The sequence below is a fragment of the Phyllobacterium sp. 01N428 genome (assembly GCF_056399405.1).
This window is the reverse complement of record NZ_JBFTRH010000007.1, coordinates 156,296-177,797: the sequence shown is the minus strand read 5'-3', so window position 1 is coordinate 177,797 and position 21,502 is coordinate 156,296. Positions and strand designations below refer to the sequence as shown.

21 protein-coding genes and 1 tRNA gene are annotated in these 21,502 nt (G+C 60.0%); 15 read left to right on the top strand and 7 right to left on the bottom strand.

Annotation, left to right across the window (positions count from 1 at the left end; all coding sequences use genetic code 11):
- Positions 1 to 2: 2 nt before the first annotated feature.
- The 3 genes from gpt to AC1DNI_RS17815 form a co-directional block, all read right to left on the bottom strand.
- A complete protein-coding gene (gene gpt, locus AC1DNI_RS17825) occupies positions 3 to 500 on the bottom strand; it encodes a xanthine phosphoribosyltransferase (protein ID WP_477692800.1) in 498 nt (165 codons plus the stop codon).
- Positions 501 to 645: 145 nt separating this feature from the next.
- Positions 646 to 1,488, bottom strand: coding sequence for a universal stress protein (locus AC1DNI_RS17820; protein WP_027231555.1), 843 nt, complete (start codon positions 1,486 to 1,488; stop codon positions 646 to 648).
- Between the two features lie 109 nt (positions 1,489 to 1,597).
- Positions 1,598 to 2,350 (bottom strand): competence/damage-inducible protein A, encoded by a 753-nt coding sequence (locus AC1DNI_RS17815; protein WP_091921797.1) that lies wholly within the window; start codon positions 2,348 to 2,350, stop codon positions 1,598 to 1,600.
- 148 nt (positions 2,351 to 2,498) lie between these two features.
- Between AC1DNI_RS17815 and AC1DNI_RS17810 the strand changes: the two genes are divergently transcribed.
- Positions 2,499 to 2,584, top strand: a tRNA-Leu gene (locus AC1DNI_RS17810).
- An 87-nt stretch (positions 2,585 to 2,671) separates the two neighbouring features.
- A complete protein-coding gene (locus AC1DNI_RS17805; protein ID WP_477692799.1) occupies positions 2,672 to 4,177 on the top strand; it encodes an ArnT family glycosyltransferase in 1,506 nt (501 codons plus the stop codon).
- Between the two features lie 5 nt (positions 4,178 to 4,182).
- On the opposite strand, the gene AC1DNI_RS17800 is transcribed toward AC1DNI_RS17805, so the two are convergent.
- From AC1DNI_RS17800 to AC1DNI_RS17790, 3 genes are all read right to left on the bottom strand, one after another.
- The gene (locus AC1DNI_RS17800) at positions 4,183 to 5,685 is read right to left on the bottom strand and encodes a tripartite tricarboxylate transporter permease (RefSeq protein WP_027231553.1); all 1,503 of its coding nucleotides are present in this window, start codon (positions 5,683 to 5,685) and stop codon (positions 4,183 to 4,185) included.
- A gap of 7 nt (positions 5,686 to 5,692) precedes the next feature.
- Complete coding sequence (locus AC1DNI_RS17795) at positions 5,693 to 6,154, bottom strand: tripartite tricarboxylate transporter TctB family protein (protein WP_027231552.1); 462 nt, start codon at positions 6,152 to 6,154, stop codon at positions 5,693 to 5,695.
- Positions 6,155 to 6,227: 73 nt separating this feature from the next.
- Complete coding sequence (locus AC1DNI_RS17790) at positions 6,228 to 7,205, bottom strand: tripartite tricarboxylate transporter substrate binding protein BugD (RefSeq protein WP_091921795.1); 978 nt, start codon at positions 7,203 to 7,205, stop codon at positions 6,228 to 6,230.
- Between the two features lie 259 nt (positions 7,206 to 7,464).
- Here AC1DNI_RS17790 and ade point away from each other — a divergent pair, with 259 nt between their 5' ends.
- The 4 genes from ade to AC1DNI_RS17770 are packed head-to-tail and all read left to right on the top strand — an operon-like array spanning position 7,465 to position 11,616.
- A complete protein-coding gene (gene ade / locus AC1DNI_RS17785; RefSeq protein ID WP_477692798.1) occupies positions 7,465 to 9,279 on the top strand; it encodes an adenine deaminase in 1,815 nt (604 codons plus the stop codon).
- Complete coding sequence (ilvA, locus tag AC1DNI_RS17780) at positions 9,276 to 10,535, top strand: threonine ammonia-lyase IlvA (protein ID WP_477692797.1); 1,260 nt, start codon at positions 9,276 to 9,278, stop codon at positions 10,533 to 10,535. Before ade ends, ilvA begins: the two co-directional genes overlap by 4 nt.
- Complete coding sequence (locus tag AC1DNI_RS17775; protein WP_477692796.1) at positions 10,535 to 11,083, top strand: DUF1697 domain-containing protein; 549 nt, start codon at positions 10,535 to 10,537, stop codon at positions 11,081 to 11,083. Before ilvA ends, AC1DNI_RS17775 begins: the two co-directional genes overlap by 1 nt.
- Complete coding sequence (locus tag AC1DNI_RS17770) at positions 11,080 to 11,616, top strand: DUF1697 domain-containing protein (protein ID WP_477692795.1); 537 nt, start codon at positions 11,080 to 11,082, stop codon at positions 11,614 to 11,616. Before AC1DNI_RS17775 ends, AC1DNI_RS17770 begins: the two co-directional genes overlap by 4 nt.
- On the opposite strand, the gene AC1DNI_RS17765 is transcribed toward AC1DNI_RS17770, so the two are convergent.
- Positions 11,592 to 13,019 carry an aminotransferase-like domain-containing protein gene (locus AC1DNI_RS17765; protein ID WP_477692794.1) on the bottom strand — a complete coding sequence of 476 codons (1,428 nt, stop codon included), beginning with the start codon at positions 13,017 to 13,019 and terminating at the stop codon, positions 11,592 to 11,594. The genes AC1DNI_RS17770 and AC1DNI_RS17765 overlap by 25 nt on opposite strands.
- A 112-nt stretch (positions 13,020 to 13,131) precedes the next feature.
- Here AC1DNI_RS17765 and AC1DNI_RS17760 point away from each other — a divergent pair, with 112 nt between their 5' ends.
- The 9 genes from AC1DNI_RS17760 (at position 13,132) to AC1DNI_RS17720 (ending at position 21,495) form a co-directional block, all read left to right on the top strand.
- On the top strand, positions 13,132 to 13,995 hold the full coding sequence (locus tag AC1DNI_RS17760; RefSeq protein ID WP_477692793.1) for a DMT family transporter: 864 nt from the start codon (positions 13,132 to 13,134) through the stop codon (positions 13,993 to 13,995).
- A gap of 93 nt (positions 13,996 to 14,088) precedes the next feature.
- Positions 14,089 to 15,306 (top strand): HPP family protein, encoded by a 1,218-nt coding sequence (locus AC1DNI_RS17755; protein WP_477692792.1) that lies wholly within the window; start codon positions 14,089 to 14,091, stop codon positions 15,304 to 15,306.
- A gap of 339 nt (positions 15,307 to 15,645) precedes the next feature.
- Positions 15,646 to 16,980, top strand: a complete 1,335-nt coding sequence (locus AC1DNI_RS17750; RefSeq protein WP_477692892.1) for a DEAD/DEAH box helicase — start codon at positions 15,646 to 15,648, stop codon at positions 16,978 to 16,980.
- Between the two features lie 172 nt (positions 16,981 to 17,152).
- Positions 17,153 to 18,184, top strand: a complete 1,032-nt coding sequence (locus tag AC1DNI_RS17745; RefSeq protein WP_027231540.1) for a cysteine synthase A — start codon at positions 17,153 to 17,155, stop codon at positions 18,182 to 18,184.
- Positions 18,184 to 18,930, top strand: coding sequence for an alanyl-tRNA editing protein (locus AC1DNI_RS17740; RefSeq protein WP_477692791.1), 747 nt, complete (start codon positions 18,184 to 18,186; stop codon positions 18,928 to 18,930). Before AC1DNI_RS17745 ends, AC1DNI_RS17740 begins: the two co-directional genes overlap by 1 nt.
- A 2-nt stretch (positions 18,931 to 18,932) precedes the next feature.
- Positions 18,933 to 19,784, top strand: coding sequence for a 3-mercaptopyruvate sulfurtransferase (sseA, locus tag AC1DNI_RS17735; RefSeq protein ID WP_477692790.1), 852 nt, complete (start codon positions 18,933 to 18,935; stop codon positions 19,782 to 19,784).
- A gap of 3 nt (positions 19,785 to 19,787) precedes the next feature.
- On the top strand, positions 19,788 to 20,324 hold the full coding sequence (locus AC1DNI_RS17730; protein WP_477692789.1) for a GNAT family N-acetyltransferase: 537 nt from the start codon (positions 19,788 to 19,790) through the stop codon (positions 20,322 to 20,324).
- A 191-nt stretch (positions 20,325 to 20,515) separates the two neighbouring features.
- Positions 20,516 to 20,944 carry a hypothetical protein gene (locus tag AC1DNI_RS17725; RefSeq protein WP_477692788.1) on the top strand — a complete coding sequence of 143 codons (429 nt, stop codon included), beginning with the start codon at positions 20,516 to 20,518 and terminating at the stop codon, positions 20,942 to 20,944.
- A gap of 77 nt (positions 20,945 to 21,021) precedes the next feature.
- Entirely contained in the window at positions 21,022 to 21,495 is a 474-nt protein-coding gene (locus AC1DNI_RS17720) for a DUF1203 domain-containing protein (protein ID WP_477692787.1), read from the top strand.
- The last annotated feature ends 7 nt before the right edge of the window (positions 21,496 to 21,502 follow it).

Below are 21,502 nucleotides of genomic sequence, written 5' to 3'. Positions count from 1 at the left end.
CATCAGCCACGGTGTCCCTTGGTTATCGGTTCCTGATATGTCAGGCCCATGTCCCAGGGGAAATAGATCCAGGTATCCTGCGAGACTTCCGTAACGAACGTATCGATGAGCGGGCGGCCCTTGGGCTTGGCATAGACAGTGGCGAAATGCGCCTTCGGCATCATTGCGCGGACGATAGCCGCCGTCTTGCCGGTGTCGGTGAGGTCGTCGACAACGAGGATGCCTTCGCCCTCGTTTTCGAGGAGCCGCGCATCGACATCCTTCAGCACCTTGAGATCGCCCTGCTCGTCATAATCATGGTAGGAGGCGATGCAGACTGTCTCGATCATCCTTATGCCCAGTTCGCGGCAGATGATCGCTGCTGGAACAAGCCCGCCGCGCGTGATCGCCACCATGGCGCGCCATTCGCGCTGCATCCCGGCAACGCGCCAGGCGAGGGCGCGCGCGTCGCGATGAAACTGGTCCCAGGAGACCGGAAAAGCTTTGTCGGGCAGGGACATGGCGCGCACTCCAATAAGGCTGGATCGATAAAATAGCGGAAATCCGCTCGGAATGCATTTCGCAATAGCGGCAAATGCCGGCCGATGGCAAGCGGCATGCGATGTTGGCCCATCGCGAGTCCTCGAAATATGTGTATTGCGGGCGCTAGCGCGACATCAGCGTCAGGCAGGGCATGTCCGCCATGATCGAACTGGTCACGCCACCGAACACCCATTCCTTAAGGCGCGACTGGCTATAGGCACCCATGACGAACAGCGATGCATTGGTCTCGGCAATGCGGCGACGCAACACCTTGTCGGTGGCCTCGCCATGGGAATCGACGATGTGGGGCGTGACGTTGACGCCGTGGCGCCGCAACGCATCGGAAAGCGGCGTGCCCGGGATTTCGAGGCTGGGATCGAGCGGCTTCTTGGGATCGATCCACAGGATATCGACGGAGTGCGCCTTGAGAAGCAGGGGAAGCGCGTCGAACGCGGCGCGTGACGCCTCGCGCTTGCCATTGAAGGCAAGCACCACATGGTCGATCCGTTCCGGGATGCTGACCTTGTAGGGAACGAAGAGCACCGGCCGGCCGCTTTCCATCACAAGCGGATCGGTGACGTCGTTGACGCTGTCGGGATCGTTCGGGTCTGGCTGGCCGGCAATGATGATATCGGCGCGCAATGCACTTTGCGTGACGCCGGCGGAAGGACTGCTGCTTTCCGAGCGCACGATGCGAAATTCATGGCTGATCTTGCCGCGCCCCATTTCGGCATTGAAAAGCTTGGTGATCGCCTCGGAATTTTCCTTGTGTCGCTGCTCATGCGCTTCAAACAGCGTCGTATCGGCAAAGCCGGTAGGATCGGCGTAAACGATCGGCGAAGGGATCGTATAGAGACCAATAATGTGGGTTCGCTCGCTCGACGAAGCAATCAGTCTTGCGGCATCGATCACTCTCTTTGCTTCACGTTCGCTGCGAATGAATGCGATGATCGTGCGAAATGCCATAGTGGTCTCCATCATATCTTGCGCCGCTCGGCGCATCTGACAGTATTATACCCCTTAAACACAAGAATTTCTTTGCGTTTTCCGTAAGCTGGCGTCAATTCGATGTGTATCAGCGTCCAAGCTGCGACGCCGACAAGCCCTCGACCATATTCCTGACTGCGGTTTCCGCGGCGATGAGTTTTTCCTTATCGCGAGCCCGGATGACGAGTTCGGTCGAGAACCTGTCATTTTCATATTTCGGATAGGATCCGATGATCGTATCGGGATGGGCGGCCTGGATATCACGCAGGGCAGTGGCGATCGTTCCTTCGCCAAACGGGCAATTCACCGAGCGCGACAGCAACTGCTGGCCGACACGCAAAGTCGGCAAGACGTTGTCGAGCATGGCCTGGAAAACCGATGGAACGCCGGCCATCACATAGACATTGCCGATATGAAAGCCTGGGGCCGTTGAAACCGGATTGGCGATATGCTCCGATCCGCGCGGCATGCGGGCCATGCGCTGGCGGCTTTCGGTAAACTCGATGCCGCGCGCCGCATAATTGTCGCCCATGATCTTCATGGCCCTGGCATCATGTTCGCACGGCACATCGAATGCCTTGGCGATAGCGTCGGCGGTGATGTCGTCATGCGTTGGACCGATGCCGCCGGAGGTGAAGACGTAGTCATAGCGGGCACGCAGCGCATTCAGCGCCTCGACGATGCGGTCTTGCTCGTCTGGAACGATGCGCACCTCCTCAAGGTCAATGCCGACCGCTGTCAGGATATCGGCGAGATGGCCGATATTCTTGTCCTTTGTCCGGCCGGAGAGCAATTCATCCCCGATGGCAAGCATGGCAGCGGTCACGACTTCGTTCGGCATCAGATTCTCCTATCGGACGGCGACGGTAATTGCAGGCGGGTCCGGCGGCAAGCCATTTCCGATGGACGTCGTTGCTCTTCCCGTGCAAGGCCGGCGACGGCAAATCAACGATTGACTGAATCGCCTGAACCGTCGAAAAGCAAAGCGCGCGGACGTGGCGAAACTGGTAGACGCAAGGGACTTAAAATCCCTCGGCCATAGGTCATGCGGGTTCGATCCCCGCCGTCCGCACCATGCACGCTTGCGTGAGGCGAGGCATGGCGGGTGGATTTGGTATCCAACATCGCATAAAAGCGGCACTTCCAACGCCAAGAGAAGATGATGCCGGCCATTTCTGCACAGACCCCGACCACCAGGATCAAGTCATTCGCCGCGAGCAATCCAGCGATGCTGTTCGTGCTTTGCTATTTCGCCTTCCAGATATTTTTCCTGACAATGATCTCGAATGGCGCAGGGGTGGATGACGCCGAGCAACTCGCCTATGTCGGGGCCTTGCAATGGGGCTATGGCGGCTCGCAAGCCCCGCTCTATACGTGGATCAACAGCATTGCTGGCGATGTTCTGGGCATCAGTCTCTTTACGATCTATCTCGTCAAATTCAGCATGCTCGCAAGCCTCTTTGCCAGCGTTTATTTTGGCGCAAGGCTTCTCGGGCTATCGCGCATGGTCGCCGCCGCAGGCATGCTGGGCATGTTCATGCTACCGCAAATCTCGTGGGAATCGCAGCGCACGCTCACCCACTCCGTCGGCGGAACGACCGGTTGCGCCTGGGCTTTCCTCGCATTTGCCTGGCATATGAAGTCGCGGTCTTGGCATTCGGCAACACTGCTCGGGCTCGGCATCGCCGCCGGCCTTCTTGGCAAATTCAATGCAAGTTTCTTTCTTATCGCTTTGATTTCGGCTGGTCTTTCCATCCCGTCCTATCGTGCCGTGCTGCTTTCGCGTCCAACGCTTGCTGCGGTCCTCGCCTTCGTGGTTGCCGTCACGCCGACGGGCCTTTGGGCGCTCGCCCATACCGAAAACCTGCTCGCGCGGACGCACAAGTTCGAAATGAACGCGGGCGGCCATTTTCTCTTCAGCCGTCTTCACGGCGAATGGAAGGTGCTCCTCAACAGCGTGCTTTTCTCAGGCGTCGCGCTGGCGTTCTTCGGCATCGCCTGGTGGCGCAGCCGCCGCGACCGCGTGACAGCGCGCTCCAGCGCGACCGATGGGGAAAAGTTCGTTGCGCGGCTCATCTGGTTCGCGCTCGCATGCGTTGCGGTCGGGGTCTTGATCAGCGGCGCTGCCGAGGTCAAGGATCGCTGGCTGCAGCCGGTTCTCTTCCTGTCGCCCTTGTATCTTGCCGTGCTGCTCGACCGGTTCATCAGATCCGATCTTCCCCTGAAGCGCTTTGCCGTGGTCGGGGCAATCTGCGGCCTCATCGTCATTCCGGGCCTCGCCATCAACATGCTCTACGCCCGCGATGGTGAAGATCCCTATATCGGCGAACTCGACTATGCGAAGCTTTTTGCCACGACGCGCGCCGAGGGCAGCTATCAGTCGGTTGTTTCCGACGGCCCGCAATTTCCCGGCAATTTGCGGCTTTATGATACGTCACTAACGCCTGTGCACATGGAAATGCCGAACGCCTCGGCGCGCATCAAGTTTCCGGCGCTCTTTGTCTGGTTCGGCGAGGGTCTCAATCCTGGCGTCATGGCCTTGATGAGCGCTGCCGGCGTGCCCACACCGCCCACGGATGTGCGGCACATTTCGCTCAACTTCAGGAATTATCCGGATCGGAACGAGGCCGTCAGCTACGTCCTCGTTCCAGGTCCGGCAAAGCCTTAGGCTTCTCAATCCTCGACGAAGACCTCGTCGCGCTTCTTGCGGATGCTCGGCAGGAGCACGACGACGAGCACGGCAGCCGCAAGGAGCAGCAGACCGAGGCTGAGCGGCCGCGTCACGAATGTCGTCGGGTCGCCGCGCGACATGATCATGGCGCGCCGGAGGTGCTCCTCGAGCAGCGGGCCGAGCACGAAGCCGAGGAGAAGCGGCGCCGGTTCGCAGCGCAGTTTCGAAAGCCCGTAACCGAGAAGCCCGAAGAAGGCGACGGCGTAGAGATCGAATACATTGGAATTGACGCTGTAGACGCCGATCGAGCAGAACGCGATGATCGCCGGGAAGAGCATATAATAGGGGATCGTCAGCAGCTTCACCCAAAGACCGATCAGCGGCAGATTGAGCAGGATCAGCATGAGGTTGCCGATCCACATCGAAGCAATGATGCCCCAGAACAGCGCTGGTTGTTCCGTGGCGACATTCGGGCCGGGAACGATGCCCTGAATGATCATCGCGCCGATCATCAGCGCCATGACCGGATTGGCAGGAATACCGAGGGTCAGCATGGGAATGAACGACGTTTGCGCGCCGGCATTATTGGCGGATTCGGGTCCCGCAACGCCAGCGATGGCGCCCTTGCCGAACTCTTCCGGCGTTTTCGAGATACGCTTTTCCACCGTATAGGAGGCGAAGGAAGCGAGAATTGCGCCGCCCCCGGGCAGGATGCCAAGTGCCGAACCGATGGCCGTGCCGCGCAGGATCGGCGCAGTCATCGCCTTCCAGTCCTCGCGCGTCGGCCAGAGATTGGTCACTTTCTTGATCATGACGTCGCGCTCATGCTCGTTTTCGAGATTGCGCAGAATCTCGGCGATACCGAAGACGCCGACGGCAAGGGCGACGAAATTGAGGCCATCGGAGAGTTCAAGGATCCCGAGGTTGAACCTCGGCGTACCCGTATAAATATCGGTGCCGACAAGCCCAAGCAGAAGCCCGAGAACGACCATTCCAAGCGCCTTGATGACCGAGCCATGGGCAAGCGCGATGGACGAGACGAGGCCGACGATCATCAGCGAGAAATATTCGGCTGAACCGAATTGCAGTGCCACGGCGGTGAGCGGCGGCGCAAAGACGGCGACAAGGATCGTCGAAACGGTACCGGCGAAGAACGAGCCAATGGCGGCGATAGCGAGCGCTGCGCCGGCGCGGCCCTTGCGCGCCATCTGGTAGCCGTCGATGGCGGTGACTGCCGAGGACGATTCCCCCGGCATGTTGATCAGGATTGCCGTCGTCGAGCCGCCATACTGCGCGCCGTAATAGATGCCGGCGAGCATGATCAGGGAGGAGACCGGCTCGAGTTGGAATGTGAGCGGCAGAAGCATGGCGATCGTCGCGGTCGCGCCGATGCCCGGCAATACGCCGATCAGCGTGCCGAGAATAACGCCGATCAGACAGAACAACAGGTTCCACGGGTGTCCCGCGGTGACGAAGCCAAGCGTGAGATTGTCGATCAGTTCCATCTTGGCCTCACTGTCCGAGCCAGGGGCCGAACCGCCGGAACGGCAGGCCAAGCGCGTAGCTGAAAACGATTACCGAAAAAAGTGTCAGCCCGCTGACGAGGAGAAGGGCGGTTCCAGGCCGCATCTTCGAGCTGGCGAAGGCGGCGAGCAGGCCGGACAAGAACAGGGAAGGCACAAAGCCAAGTCCGCGCACCGTGAGTCCGAAAAGAATGGGAGCTGGCAGGATGAAAAGCATGCCGCGCCAGGCGATCGGACCCATCGGCTCATGCTCGACCTGCGTGCCCTGGATGATCACGATGATCCCGAAAATGACGAGCAGGCCAGCGAGGACCAGAGGGAAATAGCCCGGACCCATCTTGAAGGCCGTTCCGATATCGAGGCCATAGGCCTGAATTGCGAAGAAGAGACCGACTGCGATGAAAAACAGGCCGCATATCAGGTCGCGCATACTGAAACTTAAGGATTTCATATGTCCCCCGTACCAATAAATTCTTTGTAATGGGCCGGCTCAGGCCCATGAGGACCTGAACCGGCGAATAGTTCTAGTCGGCGTACTGGCCCGCGGCCTCGATGATCGGCTTCCAGCGGGAAACTTCGCTTTCAAGCTTCGACTTGAGCCCGTCAGGCGTCGCCTCGGCGTCGGTGACCGGTACGGTGCCGAGTTCGGCAAAGCGAGCGACGACATTCGGGTCTTTCAGCGCCTTCTGCAGCGATGCTGAGAGCTTCGCGGTGACATCCGCCGGCGTTCCCTTCGGCGCGTAGATGCCGTGCCAGATGCCGACCTGCAAGCCCGGCAGGCCAGCTTCCGCAACCGTCGGCAGATCGGGGAGGGCATCAAGGCGCTTGGCCGAGGTCACGGCATAGGCCTTGACCGTCGCGCCCTTGATCTGCTTGGTCGTGTTCGTGGTCTGGTCGCACATCAAATCGACCTGGCCGCCGAGAAGGTCGGTCATGGCAGGCCCGGTTCCCTTGTAAGGCACCGTCACCAGCGACGTCTTAATCTCGCTCATCAACAGCATGCCGCACAGATGCGAAGCTGCTCCGATGCCCGCATTGGCGAGGGTAATCTTGTCAGCGTTGGCCTTCACGTATTCGACGAGGCCCTTCATGTCCGCTGGCTCGAAATCCTTCTTGGCGACAATGGTCATCGGCACGTCGGTGACGAGGCCGACATATTCGAAGGCGTTCAGCGTGTCGTAGGGAAGCTTGCGGTAAAGCGTGGCACTCGTTGCCATGCCGATGTGGTGCAGGAGGAGGGTGTAGCCGTCCGGATCAGCCTTGGCGACCTGCGAGGCGCCCAGCGTGCCGCCGGCGCCGCCTACGTTCTCAACGACGATCTGCTGGCCGAGATCCTTCGACATCGATTCGGCTACGAGGCGCGTAACGGTATCGGTGGGTCCGCCTGCGGCAAAGGGCACGACCATGGTTATACTGCGCTCGGGATAACCAGCGGCATTGGCGCCCCCGGCGATAAGGGCGAAGGCAGCCGTGGCAGCCAGCGAAGAGATGAGTTTGTGCATCTTTGTTCCTCCCAGACGATTCTTGAAATTACTCGAAACGAACCATGGCGCCGAAGCTTGCCAATATCTTTCTCCTACCGATATTGGCAGCGACGCTTTCGGCGCGTAGCATCCAGTCTATCGGACGAAACCACGGCCGGTATGTCAAGCAATTCATGGGGTTCGTGAATATTTTTGACAGAGCGACTGTGAACAAACCCACTATGCCTTAGGCTTTAGTATAGGTTTGTTCGCACCACCAAGCATCAGAGGCAGTTTAATGGTCAAGCAAGCAAATCATGGCGGAAAGCCCAAGTCCTGGACGGAATCAGCATCCTTGCTGGTCGATGTCGCGATGGGCCGCAAACATGCCGATCTCGTGGTGCGCAATGGTCGCCTCGTCAGCGTTTATTCCGGTGAAATCATTGCAGGGATGGATATAGCCGTCGCGGCGGGCCGGTTCGCCTTTGTCGGGCACGGTGTCGAGCACTGTATCGGACCGAAGACCAAGGTGGTGGATGCGGGCGGCCGCTACCTTGTCCCGGGCCTCTGCGATGCGCACATGCACGTCGAAAGCGGCATGGTGACGGTGACCGAATTCACCCGCGCCGTCATACCGCATGGCACGACCTCGATGTTCATCGATCCGCACGAGATTGCCAATGTGCTTGGGCTCGAAGGCGTGCGCCTCATGCATGACGAAGCGCTCGCCATGCCCATCAACGTCCACGTGCAGATGCCGAGCTGCGTTCCGTCAGCCCCGGGCCTCGAAAATGCCGGCGCCGCCATCAGTCCGCACGATATCGAAGAAGCCATGACCTGGCCGAATATCATCGGTCTCGGCGAGGTGATGAATTTTCCGGGCGTCGCCAGCAACAATGCCACGATGCGCGGCGGCATTGATGCGACCATGAACGCCGGCAAGACAGTGGGCGGCCATTTCGCCTCGCCCGAGCTTGGACGGGCTTTCCACGGCTATGTCGCAGGCGGCCCGGAGGACGACCATGAAGGAACGCGCATGGACGATGCAATTGCGCGCGTCCGCCAGGGCATGCGCGCCATGCTGCGGCTGGGCTCTGCCTGGTATGACGTTGCCAGCCAGATCAAGGCAGTGACCGAGCAGGGGCTCGATCCGCGCAATTTCATTCTTTGCACCGATGACAGCCATTCGGGAACGCTGGTGCATGAAGGTCATATGGACCGCGTCGTCCGCCATGCGATCGCGCAGGGCCTGAAGCCAGTGACTGCGATTCAGATGGCAACGTTGAACACCGCCCAGCATTTCCGCCTTGAGCGCGAGATTGGCTCAATCACCCCGGGACGCCTTGCGGATTTCCTCATCGTTTCGGACCTTGCCAATCTGACGATCGACCGCGTCTATGCGCGCGGCAGGCATGTGGCCGAAAAGGGCAAGCTCCTCGCCGAGATCCCGCCATACAACTATCCGGCGTTCGCAAAGAACACGATCAAGCTCGGCAAGAAGCTTACGGCGAAAGACTTTGACATCAAGGCGCCGAAGCCCGCAAAGCATGTCACGGCCCGGGTAATCGGGGTCATCGAGAACCAGGCGCCGACACGCGCGCTTGAAGCCGATCTTACCGTCTCCGATGATATCGTGCAGATGGACCGGCGCAACGATGTCTGCCAGATCGCGCTGGTCGAGCGGCATCGCGGTACCGGCGCAGTGGTCAACGGTTTCGTTTCGGGCTTCGGCTATACGCTCGATTGCGCCATGGCATCCACGGTCGCACATGACAGCCACCACATGATCGTCGTCGGCACAAACAAGGAAGACATGGCCAAGGCTGCCAATCGGCTCGGCCAGGTCGGCGGCGGCGTGGTGCTATTCTCGAAGGGCCGCGAACTGGCGCTGGTTCGGATGCCGATTGCCGGCCTGATGTCTGATCAGCGGGCCGAGGTCGTTGCCGAGCAGGCGGACAAACTGGTCAAGGCCATGCGCGCCATGGGCTGCAGCCTCAACAACGCCTATATGCAGCATTCCTTGCTCGCTCTCGTCGTGATACCGGAATTGCGCATTTCCGATGTCGGCATTATCGACGTCAGGACATTCGAGAAGGTTGACCTGTTCCTATGACTGCATTCATCAAGGCCGTGGAGCGCGCGGCAGAAAAAATGCGCGCCCTTTTTCCAGAAACGCCGCTGCAACTCAATCACTATTTGTCCCATAAGTATGGTGCGCAGATCTGGCTTAAGCGCGAAGACCTGTCGCCGGTTCGCTCCTATAAGATCAGGGGCGCGTTCAATTTCATCGCGCATTACCTGAACGAGCACAAAGGCGAAGACACCAGCTTTGTCTGCGCCTCGGCGGGCAATCATGCGCAGGGTTTCGCTTTCATCTGCCGGAATTTCGGCAAGAAGGGCGTCGTGTTCATGCCGGTGACGACACCGCAGCAGAAGATCGACAAGACGCGTACCTTCGGCGGCGAGTTTATCGAGATACGTCTTGTCGGCGATATATTCGACCAATGCTATGTCGCCGCGCAGGATTATGCCGCCGAAACGGGTGCCGTCATGGTGCCGCCATTCGACCACAACGACATCATCACCGGACAGGCGACGGTCGCGTTCGAGATTGCCCATCAGCTACCGGACAAGCGTTTACCGGATTTGATGATCCTCCCCGTCGGCGGGGGTGGCTTATCTGGCGGCGTTACCCGCTATCTCGGCGAACTCGGCTGGGAAACACGCTTTCGCTTCGTTGAGCCGGCTGGCGCGCCGAGCCTCAAGCGGAGTCTCGAGGCAGGCAAGCGCGTCAAGCTCGACACCGTCGACAATTTTGTCGACGGCGCTGCAGTGGCCGAGATCGGGCGCGAAAATTTCAAGATTCTCAAAGGCTTCACAGCGGACGCTGTGACTTTGATTCCGGAGAACCGCCTGAGTTCGACGATCCTCGAAATGCTCAACATCGAAGGCATCGTACTGGAGCCGGCCGGTGCGCTCGCCATAGACTCGCTCAAGGACTTCAAGAAGAGCGAACTCAAGGGCAAGCGGATTATCCTCGTCGTTTCCGGCAGCAATTTCGACTTCGAGCGACTTCCGGAACTGAAGGAGCGATCGCTGCGCTATGAGGGTCTGAAGAAGTATTTCATCTTCCGCTTTCCGCAGCGCCCCGGCGCATTGCGCTCCTTTCTCGATCTTCGCGGGCCCGAGGATGACGTCGCGCGCTTCGAATATTTGAAGAAATCGGCGCGAAATTTCGGCTCGGTCCTGATTGGCATCGAGACCAAGAACAAGGTCAATTTCGACATTCTGTTCAAACGCTTCGATGAGGCGGGCTGGGCCTATCAGGATATTACCGACAATGAGGCGATTGCCGGACTGATCATCTGATGACGACCTATATCATCCTGTTCCGTGGCGTGGGCGGGGCAACCCTCTTGCCCGTCAAGCCGCTGAAGGACGCTCTGGTCGCTGACGGCTTCGGCAAGGTCGCCACCTATATCAATACCGGCAATGTCGTTTTGGTGTCGGAGCTTCAGCGGCAAACCATCTTGCAAAGAGTAGCTTCTATCGCACTGGAAAACTTTGCGTTCTCCAAGGCAATCATGATCCTCGACCGGCAGGAATGGTCGAGCCTCATTGCCGGCAATCCGTTCCCGCAGCACGCGGCCGAGGGCAACAAACTCCACGCGTTCATTCTGGAGAAGGAGCCTGAAAAGGAGGCGGTCCAGGCCCTTGAGCGGAAGGCGGCGGGGTTGCCGGAACAATTCAAAATTCTGGGCAAGGTCCTTTACTACTATCCGCCGCAGGGGGCATCGCAGTCGAAACTGCATGGCAAAATTGAATCGACGCTGAAGGTTGCCGCGACGGCGCGCAATTGGAATACAGTGCTGAAATTGGGGGATCTGGCTGAGCGGCTGGAGGGGGAAACGCAATGACGGTCCATGTCGCGCTGTTTCGCGGGATCAATGTCGGGGGCAACAAGCTTGTCAAAATGGAGACGTTGCGCAGCGCGCTGGAGGCGGAGGGTCTGGCGGACGTGACGACGTATATTCAGAGTGGCAATGTCGTCTTTAAATCGAGCCAGACGGCAGCGCGTGTCGAAAAGATCATTGCCGATCTCTTTCCAAAGACGTTTGGCTTTGAGTCTCGCGTCTCGCTTCGCAGCATCGACGAATGGAATTGCATGGTCGCGAAGAATCCCTATCCGCAGGCCAAGGAAAACCCGAAATCACTGCATGCCGTGATCCTCGATAGCGAACCGACTGACGCTGCCCTTACAGAGCTTGAGACGAGGGCACGTGGTTCCGAGAGCTTCACCGTCAGTAATCGCGTGCTCTATCTCTATACGCCCGACGGCTTCGGCACCTCGAAGCTGGCCGAAGCGCTCGACAAGGTTTTGAAAGTGCCGCTGACGGCGCGCAATTGGCGCACGGTTCTGACGCTTCAGGAGATGGCAGGCGCCATCTGAGCCCGAGCGAGCGCGTCCTCCAGTGTCCGGAAAATGCGTGGGTCGGAACATTGCGCAACATTGAAGCGCATGTAGGCATTTGCGCCAGGCGAGGGACTGAACACCTGCCCGGGTGCAAAGATCACGCCTTCGGTGAGCCCGTACTGTGCGACTGCCGCCGCATCCGCACCTTGCGGCAGCTTGCACCACACAAACATGCCGCCGCGCGGTTCGATCCACGGGGTAACGCCCATGGATTTCAACCGGGACAGGGTTTCACCCATGCTGCGCGCCAGGCGCGTGCGCAACCCATCGATGTGCTTGCGATAGCCGCCATCCTTGAGCATCAGGTAGACCAGTTCCGCAGAAATGCGGCCAGCGCCGAAGGAGGTCGCGACACGCAGGTCCACCAGGGCCTCGATCCAATCACGGCGGGCCGCGACGAAACCGCAGCGCACCGATGCGGAAAGCGACTTCGAGAAGCTGCCGATGTGGATCACCCGTTCGAGACCGTCGAATGCGGCAAGACGGGGAGCGGACTCCTGCTCGAAATCAGCAAAGATATCATCCTCGACTATGGTCAAGCCATACTGCTCGGCCAGCTTCAGCAGGCGGTGGGCTACGACTGGCGAGAGGGTCGCTCCGGTAGGATTGTGCAATGCCGCGTTGGTGATGTAGAGGCGCGGCCGGTTCGCCTCGAGCGCAGCGGCAAAGCGTTCAAGATCGGGACCCGACGGCGTAAAGGGCACGCCTATGATCCTGGCGCGGTGCGCTTTGAGCAGGGCGTGAAAGTTGAAGTAGCAGGGATCGTCCACGATAACGGCATCGCCGGGTTCGATGAGAAACCGGCAAATCAAATCGATCGCCTGCGTACCCGACTCTGTCAGCATGATCTGGTCCGATGCGGCCTCGATGCCATGATCGGCCATGCGGCGCGAAAGCAGTTGCCGCAGGGGATGCAGCCCGAGAGGTGAGGCGTAATCGGTAAGGGCCGAAGTCTCGCCCCGCGCCAATGTCCGCAAGGCCCGGCGAATGCCCTCCTCGGGCATCCATTCGGCGGGAAGCCAGCCGCAGCCGGGCTTTGCCACGTCCTCGCCAGCCTCAAGCGACAGGCGCGACACCCATAGCGGGTCGATGGCGCGGTCGAGGCGCGGGCCAATTTCTGTCAGGCTGAGGGGCGGCAGATGGCCGGCCACGTAGAAGCCCGAGCCTCTCCGCGACTGGATGGCGCCTTCCGCGGTGAGCCGGTCATAGGCCTCGACAACTGTCGATTTTGATACACCCATTGTGGCTGCAAGGCTGCGAATCGATGGCAGCTTGGCTCCCGGTGCGAGCGTGCGCCGCGTCACCCGCTGACGGATCTCGTCCATCACCTGTTCGACCAGCGTGCCCCGCAGGCGTGCAATATGCGTGCTTAAGTCCATCTGTACTGCACTTGTATCCATTACAGTTTGACGAAATTGTACCGGACCGTCTCTGGAAAATCCATCCTTCCGACGTCAGAAAGCGACACAAATGCAGGCAGTGGGAATCAATATGGACAAGATGGCGAGCGGCTGGGTCAACGGCTTCATGGGCGTACTTATCTTCAGCGGATCGCTGCCGGCGACCCGCGCGGCCGTATCAGGGTTCGATCCGATCTTTTTGACGGGGGCCCGGGCGACTATCGCGGCACTCCTGGGCTTGGCGCTGCTTCTTGCCTTTCGCGAAAAGCGTCCTGACAAGGCCGATCTCATTTCGCTTGTCGTGACCGCGCTTGGCGTCGTCGTCGGCTTTCCACTGTTGACCGCGCTGGCGCTCCGTCATGTCACGTCCGCGCATTCGATCGTTTTTGTCGGCCTTCTGCCGCTCGCAACCGCCATCTTCGCAGTCTGGCGCGGCGGCGAGCGGGTACGCCCGCTATTCTGGTTGTTTTCCTGCCTCGGCAGCCTGCTCGTCGTCGGTTTTGCTCTCACTCAGAACGTCAGGGCATCGCTCGTTGGCGATCTTTTGATGTTCACAGCAATCGTCGTGTGCGGTCTAGGCTATGCCGAAGGAGCAAAGCTGTCGCGCCGCCTTGGCGGCTGGCAGGTTATATGCTGGGCGCTTGTCATCTCGCTGCCAGTCATGTTGCCGCTGACGCTATACGTCATGCCCGGCGAGTGGCAGGGCATAAGCGGGCCTGCCTGGTTCGGTCTATTTTATGTCTCTCTCTTCTCGATGCTGATCGGCTTCATCTTCTGGTATCGCGGACTTGCGCAGGGTGGCATTGCCGCAGTCGGGCAACTGCAACTGCTGCAGCCCTTTTTCGGCCTCGTCCTTGCGGCAACCCTGCTCGGCGAGCATGTCGGCTGGCCGATGATCCTGGCTACGGTTGGTGTGATCGCCTGCGTTGTCGGTGCCAAGCGCTTTGCGCGATAGGTTGGACAGATTTTCTATTTCCTGTGTGCCCACGCGCAAACTTATCCTTTGCCAGGGCCGCATCGACCGGTTATCGCCTGACGCACTCCCGTGATGCTGGATGCTGCACCCTCGATGAATGCCCTGGCTGATTACCTGAAGCGATTCCTGCCTGCGCTTGCCCCCGTGAGCGGCATGGAGCGCTTGCGCGCCTGCATCGGCGCTTTCCTCGGAATACTCGCAACCGGCATCGTCAGCGAGGCCGCCCTCGGCCCGACCTCCAGCGTTCCCTTGCTCATCGCGCCAATGGGCGCCTCGGCGGTGCTTCTCTTTGCCGTTCCGTCCAGTCCGCTGGCACAGCCCTGGTCGATCCTCTGCGGCAACATACTCGCCTGCCTGATCGGCGTGACCTGCGCGATCTGGATTCCCGACCCTGTCATTGCATCGGCCGCTGCCATAGGCGCGGCGATTGCCGTCATGATGCTGACGAAATCGCTGCATCCGCCAAGCGGAGCGGTTGCGCTGACTGCCGTATTGGGTGGGCCTGTCGTCCATGATCTCGGCTACAGCTTCGTCATCTGGCCGGTGGGACTGAACTCGCTTCTGCTGCTCGTTATCGCCATCGCCTACAACAATCTGACGGGCCGGCGCTATCCGCATCTGGCGCCACCGGCGGCCAAGAATATCCACGATACCGCCGATCCAATTCCGTCGGAGCGCATTGGATTTACGCGGGGCGATCTTCGATTTGCGCTAGGCCAGCACGACGAACTGATCGATGTGAGCCCGGACGATCTCGATTCCATCCTGCATCGGGCGCAAATGCACGCCTATCATCGCCGCTTCGGCGAGATACGCTGTGAAGAGATCATGTCAAGCGACGTGGTGAGCGTCGCGCCCGAGACGTCCGTACGGCGCGCCTTCGCCCAGTTGCGCCGGCATCGGATAAAGGCACTGCCCGTCGTCAATAGCGAGGGCAGGCTGATCGGTATCGTGACGCAAACGGATTTCATGCAGCGCGCCGCGTGGCCGTCCCGAACCGCGCTAAGACCGGGCATTGTCGGCAAGTTTGGCAGCATTCTTGGTGTCGCCCAAAAACAGCCGCGCGTGGTTGCGGACATCATGACGGCGCCGGTTCAGTTTGTCAGACCCGACACGCTTGTCACGGAACTCGTGCCGGCGATGGCCGATCGCGGCCTCCATCATTTGCCGGTCGCCGATGCGGAAGGGCGCGTGTTGGGCATCGTTACCCAATCCGACCTTATCGCTGCGCTCTACGCGCGCAATCTCAACGACAGGCAGAAGCCCGAACCGCTTTCACTTGCCGGCTAACCGGCGCCGCAGACGCTGTTTTTGCGCCGCACAATAATTCATTTGCATTTTCGCGCGATAAGGCCCATATGCGGTTCAGGCGCTTGGGCCGGTTTGATCCGGTCTTCCAGAATTTGGACTTGTGGCGTCTTCAGTCCCATCCGCAAAAGGCGATGGGCACGGCTGCGCAAGTCGCTTGGGCCCGCCAATCCGGCGGTGCTTCCCTCCGCGTCTCGTCGTTCATCCATAAATTGTGCATGCAGGTTGCGCCCTGCGATGCGTTTGTGACCCGCGAAAATTCGCGCCGGTCAGTGAAAGAAGATTGAATTGAACACTCCAGAAACAAACGGCTTTGCCGCAATGGGCCTGAACGTGGTCCTTCTCAAGGCCATCGAAGCGGCCGGCATGGCAGAGCCGAAACCCATCCAGGAAAAGGCTATTCCGGCACAGGTGTCCGGTAAGGACATTCTCGGCATCGCCCAGACGGGTTCGGGCAAGACGGCTGCCTTCAGCCTGCCGATCCTGCAGAAGATCATGGGTCTTGGCGACAAGCGCAAGGGCAAGACTGCCCGCGCCCTCATTCTCGCCCCGACCCGCGAGCTTGCCGTGCAGATCGAAGAAACGATCCGCAAGCTCTCGAAGGGCGCGCATATTTCGACAGCGCTTGTTCTCGGCGGCGTCTCGCGCATCTCCCAGATCAAGAAGATGCAGCCGGGCGTCGACGTCCTCATAGCAACGCCGGGCCGCTTGACCGATCTCGTGCGCGAAAACTGCATCGATCTTTCGGAGACGCGTTGGCTTGTCCTCGATGAAGCCGACCGCATGCTCGACATGGGTTTCATCAACGATGTTAAGCGCATCGCCAAGGGCACGCATCGCGATCGCCAGACCGCGCTTTTCTCGGCAACGATGCCCCAGGAAGTCGCCACGCTGGCCCAGGGCCTGTTGCGCGACCCGGTTCGCGTCGAAGTCGCGCCGCAGGGCACGACCGCGGCCGAGATCAAGCAGGTGGTACACGCCATTCCGACGAAGCAGAAGAAGCAGGTTCTTTCGGCAATGCTGAAGGACGAGGCGCTGGCTTCGGTCATCGTCTTCACCCGTACCAAGCACGGCGCGGATGCGGTAACGCGCGTCCTCGAGAAGGACGGCTATGAAGTTGCCGCCATTCACGGCAATAAGTCGCAGAATGCCCGCCAGCGCGCGTTGAACGGCTTCAAGGACGGTTCCGTTCGCATTCTCGTTGCGACGGATATCGCGGCGCGCGGCATTGACGTCGTCGGCATCAGCCATGTCATCAATTTCGACCTGCCGGATGAGCCCGAGAGCTACGTTCACCGCATTGGCCGTACCGGGCGTAATGGCGCATCGGGTTCGGCGATTACGCTTTACGATCCGGCCGAAGAGAGCGTCAAGCTGAAGGCCGTCGAGCGGGTTACGCGCATGCGTTTGCCGATGGCCGATTCGCCGGTTGATCTTTCGAGCCTGCCGGCCCGTGCTGCTAATAGCGACCAGCGTCCGCCGCGCCGCGAAGGCGGCAGCGGTGCACCCGGCAAGAAGCCGCATCGCGGCCAGGCAGCCAGCAAGCCGCGCGAGGCGCGTGGTGAGAAGATTTGGAGCAATGATGGCGGCGCCCCGGCGCAAAAGCGTCCGTTCCGCCGCAACAAGCGCCGCAGCTTTGGCGCCAAGGCTGCCTGAGCGTAGCGTCTGAAACGTATAAGGGCCGCCGGCATAAACGTGCCGGCGGCCTTTCTTTTTGCTGGTATCCTGCAGCGTAATCAGACAATTCACGTGGCTGATTGAATTCTGCGCTTGAACGGCCCGCCCGGGACAAATAGGTTCAAGCCCTGCAGATTGAAGGACTTGTGCCATGCTGAATTCAGTGATCGACGCGATCGGCAACACGCCGCTCATCCGCCTCAAAAAAGCCTCCGATCTCACTGGCTGCGAAATCTACGGCAAGGCGGAATTTCTCAATCCGGGGCAATCGGTGAAGGATCGCGCGGCACTCTACATTATTCGCGACGCGGAAAGGCGCGGCCTGCTTCGTCCGGGCGGCGTGATCGTCGAAGGGACCGCCGGTAATACCGGTATCGGGCTCACCATGGTGGCCAAGGCGCTCGGCTATCGCACAGTCATTGTCATCCCCGAAACGCAAAGCGAGGAAAAGAAGGACGCCCTGCGTCTCCTCGGCGCCGAGCTCGTTGAAGTGCCGGCAGTCCCTTACCGCAATCCGAACAATTACGTGAAGGTTTCCGGGCGGTTAGCCGAGCAGATGGCGAAGTCCGAGCCGAACGGTGCGGTCTGGGCCAACCAGTTCGATAATGTGATCAACCGTCAGGCGCACGTGGAAACCACCGCACCAGAGATATGGCGCGACACCAACGGCAAGGTCGACGCATTCATTTGCGCAGTCGGTTCCGGAGGCACGCTTGCCGGGGTGGCGGAAGGGCTGAAGGGGCGCGACCCGTCGATCAAGATAGGGCTCGCCGATCCGCTCGGCGCTGCACTGTTCTCCTATTATACCACCGGCGAGTTCAAGGCCGAGGGCAACTCGATCACCGAAGGCATCGGGCAGGGGCGGGTGACGGCCAATCTCGAAGGCTTCAAGCCTGATTTTTCCTATCAGATTCCGGATGCGGAAGCTCTCGACGTGGTGTTCGACCTCGTGCAGGAAGAGGGGCTTTGCCTCGGCGGCTCGTCGGGGATCAACATTGCCGGCGCCATCCGCATGGCGCGCGATCTTGGCCCGGAGCATATCATCGTCACGGTGCTGTGCGACTATGGCAACCGCTATCAGTCGAAGATGTTCAATCCCGAATTCTTGCGATCCAAGGACCTGCCGGTACCGGCGTGGATGGAGACCAAGTCCGACATTTCCGTCCCGTTCGAGAATTCATAATGGCTTACGATACCACGATCCTGTTTCGCGACGATTCCTACCTCAAGGAGATTGAGGCGACGGTTGTCGGCGTCAACGAGCGCGGCGGCATTCTTACGGATCGGACGGTCTTTTATGCCACCTCGGGCGGCCAGCCCGGCGATACCGGCGCCTTCATCCGGCCCGACGGATCGAGCATCGCCATCGCCGCAACCGTGACGGGCGAAACCAAGGAAGAGATCATCCATGTGCCGGCTGCAGAGCAGCCTGTGCCGGCAATCGGCGAGAAGCTCTTGCTTCGCATCGATTGGGACCGCCGCTACAGGCTGATGCGCATGCATACGGCCTGCCATCTCTTGAGTGTCGTGTGCCCGTTTCCCATCACAGGAGCAGCGGTCAGCGAGGATGACAGCCGCGTCGACTTCGATTTGCCGGAAGCGGGGGTCACGCGCGAGGGCGTAACGGCCAAGCTGATGGAACTGGTCAACGCCAATCATCCGGTATTCACCCGCTGGATTACCGACGAGGAACTGGCGGCAAATCCCGGCCTGATCAAGTCGAAGAATGTCCGTCCGCCCATGGGCACGGGACGTATCCGGCTGGTGTGCATCGGCAAGGACGCGGTGATCGATTCGCAGCCCTGCGGCGGAACCCATGTAGCGACCACCGGCGAGGTCGGAGCAATCCATATCGGCAAAATCGAAAAGAAGGGCAAGGAGAACCGGCGTTTTCGCATCAGGTTTGGCGCCTTGCCGGAGGGAGAGTAAACGTGTCGGAAAAAAGCGCCTTTGTCGTTTCGCCGGATTGGCTTGAGGAGCGCCTCGATCAGCCCGGCTTGAGCATCCTCGATGCGTCCTGGTACTTTCCTTTCCAGAACCGCGATGCCAAGGCCGAGTACGAGGCAGCCCACATCCCAGGCGCTGTCTTCTTCGACCATGAGCAGTTGTCGGATCCCGATTCTGCCCTGCCGCATACTTTCCCGAAGCCAGAAGCCTTTGCGGCTGCCGTCAGCAGCATGGGCATTACCAACGAGGATACGATCGTCGTCTATGATGGGCCCGGCATGTACACGTCGCCCCGGGTGTGGTGGATGTTCCGCACCATGGGCGCGAAGAAAGTCTTCGTGCTCGATGGCGGCTTCGACAATTGGAAGGCTTCGGGCCGCCCGGTCACTGACGCGGTGACCAAGATCGCGCCCTCTGCATTCGTGGAAAAGTTCGATGCCGGCAAGGTCGCAAGTTTCGAGCAGATGCGACAGATCGTCGATAGCGGCTCGCGTCAGATTGCCGATGCGCGTTCCGCCGGCCGCTTCGTCGGGACCGATCCGGAACCACGTCCAGGCCTGCGCTCCGGCCACATGCCGGGCGCCCGCAGCGTACCCTCATCGAGCCTTGCCGATAAGGGTTACCTCAAGGACCTCAGCGGGTTGCGGCATGTCCTTGACGAGGCCGGCGTCGACTTGTCCCGTCCGATCGTGACGAGTTGCGGCTCGGGGATCACCGCAGCGGTTATCACCCTTGCGCTCGAATCGCTCGGCCATAAGGACAATCTGCTTTATGATGGCTCGTGGTCGGAGTGGGGCGCCCACAAGGATACTCCGGTCGCAACGGGCGAAGCGTAAGCCATGGCCGACAATCCCAAGCCCCGCATGCTGAAGACCCGGGTGACGCATCTCGAACTGACCGATCGCCCCACCCAATCCGTTCCGACGCCCGTCAGTTTCAAGCTGGCAATCATGCGGGCGACGAGGATTTCATTACCCTTCTACCGGTTTCTTTATGAGCAGGTAGGCAAGCCGCATCATTGGTCGGTCCACCGCCATCTCGATGACAAGGCGCTCGCCGCGATCATTCACCGCGACAATGTCGATATCCACGTTTTGTATGCGGATGGTTCTCCGGCCGGCTTCTTCGAGCTCGTCACCGGCGACGAAGAAGGCGTCACGGAGATACTCTATTTCGGCCTGATCCCGGAATTTCAGGGCCGCGGTCTTGCCAGGTTCTTTCTCAACGAGGCGATCGCGACGGCGTGGATGAGCGACCCGCAGAAGGTCATCATCGAAACCAACACGCTCGACAGCCCACGTGCCTTGCAGATGTACCAGCGGATGGGATTTCATCCGGTCAGCTTCGCCGAGGCCGAAATCGAGGCGTGGGTTTAAGCCCGCAGTGCCCTCCCTGATCCTCGGGCTCTGGCCCGAGGACATGGCCAATGAACCGACCCAGGACGAAGAACCCTGCGCTTGCCACGTTCTAATCAACCATCCTGTGGAATTCGACGGGCACCGAATAGAGAAAACGTCAATAACCCCCTATGAACGCAAATAGATTCGTTCCGGGAGGTAAAATTATCTTGTCGATGCGCAGTGCCCTTTATTCCATGATCGCCATGGCCTTGCTGTCTGGTTGTGTCCCTTCCGAACTCTCGACGACCAAGGAAGGGTCGGGAAGCGCCAAGGTGTCCGCGAAAACCGGACAGGAAACCGGACTTGCCGGATTTTACAAAGTAAACGGTGATTGTTCAGGTCGAAACCCGGGCTCGTTGAAAGTAGTCACGGAACCTGCGCACGGTACGGTCAGAATTCAACGCTTCACAGGCAATCCGACCTATGCGGCCGGGCACTTTCTTGCCAAGTGCAATTCGCACAAGGTGCCGCAACTCGGGCTGTTCTATAAGCCGGCGCCCGGTTTCGTGGGAAGTGACCGGGTCGTCGTTGCAGCCAAGGCCGCAGGCAGCGATGTTTACGGCTACGTCACCTTTCACATCGAGGTCGCAAACTAGCCGGCCAACATCCGCATGAATCGGGTGGCTCGGCTCCCTCGTTCGGTGTCTTCTTGCTCGCAACAAAGGAGACACCGATGACCGCGATCCGCTATATTGCCATGGCCACCACGCTCGCTCGCCACTACCAGCAGGGCGGAGCCGATGCCAATGGCCAGACACCCGAAACCCACCTATCTGACGGCGATGGCATGCCGTGCCGCCATTGCCTGCAGAACATTGCGGCTGGCGACAAATATCTGGTCCTGTCGCATCGGCCGTTTCCAGCGCCGCAACCTTATGCGGAAACAGGGCCGGTCTTTCTCCATGCTGACAGATGCGAGCGCTACCCGGAAACAGAGGAGATGCCGGCGATGTTTCGCGAGACGAGCGACTACATCTTGCGCGGCTATTCCTGCCAGGACCGTATCGTCTATGGAACGGGCGGGGTAATCCGGACCGAGGCAATTGCCAACCGCGCGGCGGAATTACTCGCGCGAGACGATGTCGCCTATGTGCACATGCGCTCTGCGGGCAACAATTGCTTCCAGTGCCGGATCGAACTGCCATGAAAAGCCC

Bases quoted from the DNA above. Each gene is read 5' to 3' on its own strand.
- AC1DNI_RS17775 (WP_477692796.1), top strand. From the start codon at position 10,535: ATGACGACCTATATCATCCTGTTCCGTGGCGTGGGCGGGGCAACCCTC.
- AC1DNI_RS17805 (WP_477692799.1), top strand. From the start codon at position 2,672: ATGCCGGCCATTTCTGCACAGACCCCGACCACCAGGATCAAGTCATTC.
- AC1DNI_RS17800 (WP_027231553.1), bottom strand. From the start codon at position 5,685: ATGGAACTGATCGACAATCTCACGCTTGGCTTCGTCACCGCGGGACAC.
- AC1DNI_RS17770 (WP_477692795.1), top strand. From the start codon at position 11,080: ATGACGGTCCATGTCGCGCTGTTTCGCGGGATCAATGTCGGGGGCAAC.
- AC1DNI_RS17820 (WP_027231555.1), bottom strand. From the start codon at position 1,488: ATGGCATTTCGCACGATCATCGCATTCATTCGCAGCGAACGTGAAGCA.
- ade (WP_477692798.1), top strand. From the start codon at position 7,465: ATGGTCAAGCAAGCAAATCATGGCGGAAAGCCCAAGTCCTGGACGGAA.
- AC1DNI_RS17730 (WP_477692789.1), top strand. From the start codon at position 19,788: ATGGCCGACAATCCCAAGCCCCGCATGCTGAAGACCCGGGTGACGCAT.
- ilvA (WP_477692797.1), top strand. From the start codon at position 9,276: ATGACTGCATTCATCAAGGCCGTGGAGCGCGCGGCAGAAAAAATGCGC.
- AC1DNI_RS17765 (WP_477692794.1), bottom strand. From the start codon at position 13,019: ATGGACTTAAGCACGCATATTGCACGCCTGCGGGGCACGCTGGTCGAA.
- AC1DNI_RS17755 (WP_477692792.1), top strand. From the start codon at position 14,089: ATGCTGGATGCTGCACCCTCGATGAATGCCCTGGCTGATTACCTGAAG.
- AC1DNI_RS17790 (WP_091921795.1), bottom strand. From the start codon at position 7,205: ATGCACAAACTCATCTCTTCGCTGGCTGCCACGGCTGCCTTCGCCCTT.
- AC1DNI_RS17720 (WP_477692787.1), top strand. From the start codon at position 21,022: ATGACCGCGATCCGCTATATTGCCATGGCCACCACGCTCGCTCGCCAC.
- AC1DNI_RS17815 (WP_091921797.1), bottom strand. From the start codon at position 2,350: ATGCCGAACGAAGTCGTGACCGCTGCCATGCTTGCCATCGGGGATGAA.
- AC1DNI_RS17760 (WP_477692793.1), top strand. From the start codon at position 13,132: ATGGACAAGATGGCGAGCGGCTGGGTCAACGGCTTCATGGGCGTACTT.
- AC1DNI_RS17795 (WP_027231552.1), bottom strand. From the start codon at position 6,154: ATGAAATCCTTAAGTTTCAGTATGCGCGACCTGATATGCGGCCTGTTT.
- AC1DNI_RS17750 (WP_477692892.1), top strand. From the start codon at position 15,646: ATGGGCCTGAACGTGGTCCTTCTCAAGGCCATCGAAGCGGCCGGCATG.
- AC1DNI_RS17740 (WP_477692791.1), top strand. From the start codon at position 18,184: ATGGCTTACGATACCACGATCCTGTTTCGCGACGATTCCTACCTCAAG.
- gpt (WP_477692800.1), bottom strand. From the start codon at position 500: ATGTCCCTGCCCGACAAAGCTTTTCCGGTCTCCTGGGACCAGTTTCAT.
- AC1DNI_RS17745 (WP_027231540.1), top strand. From the start codon at position 17,153: ATGCTGAATTCAGTGATCGACGCGATCGGCAACACGCCGCTCATCCGC.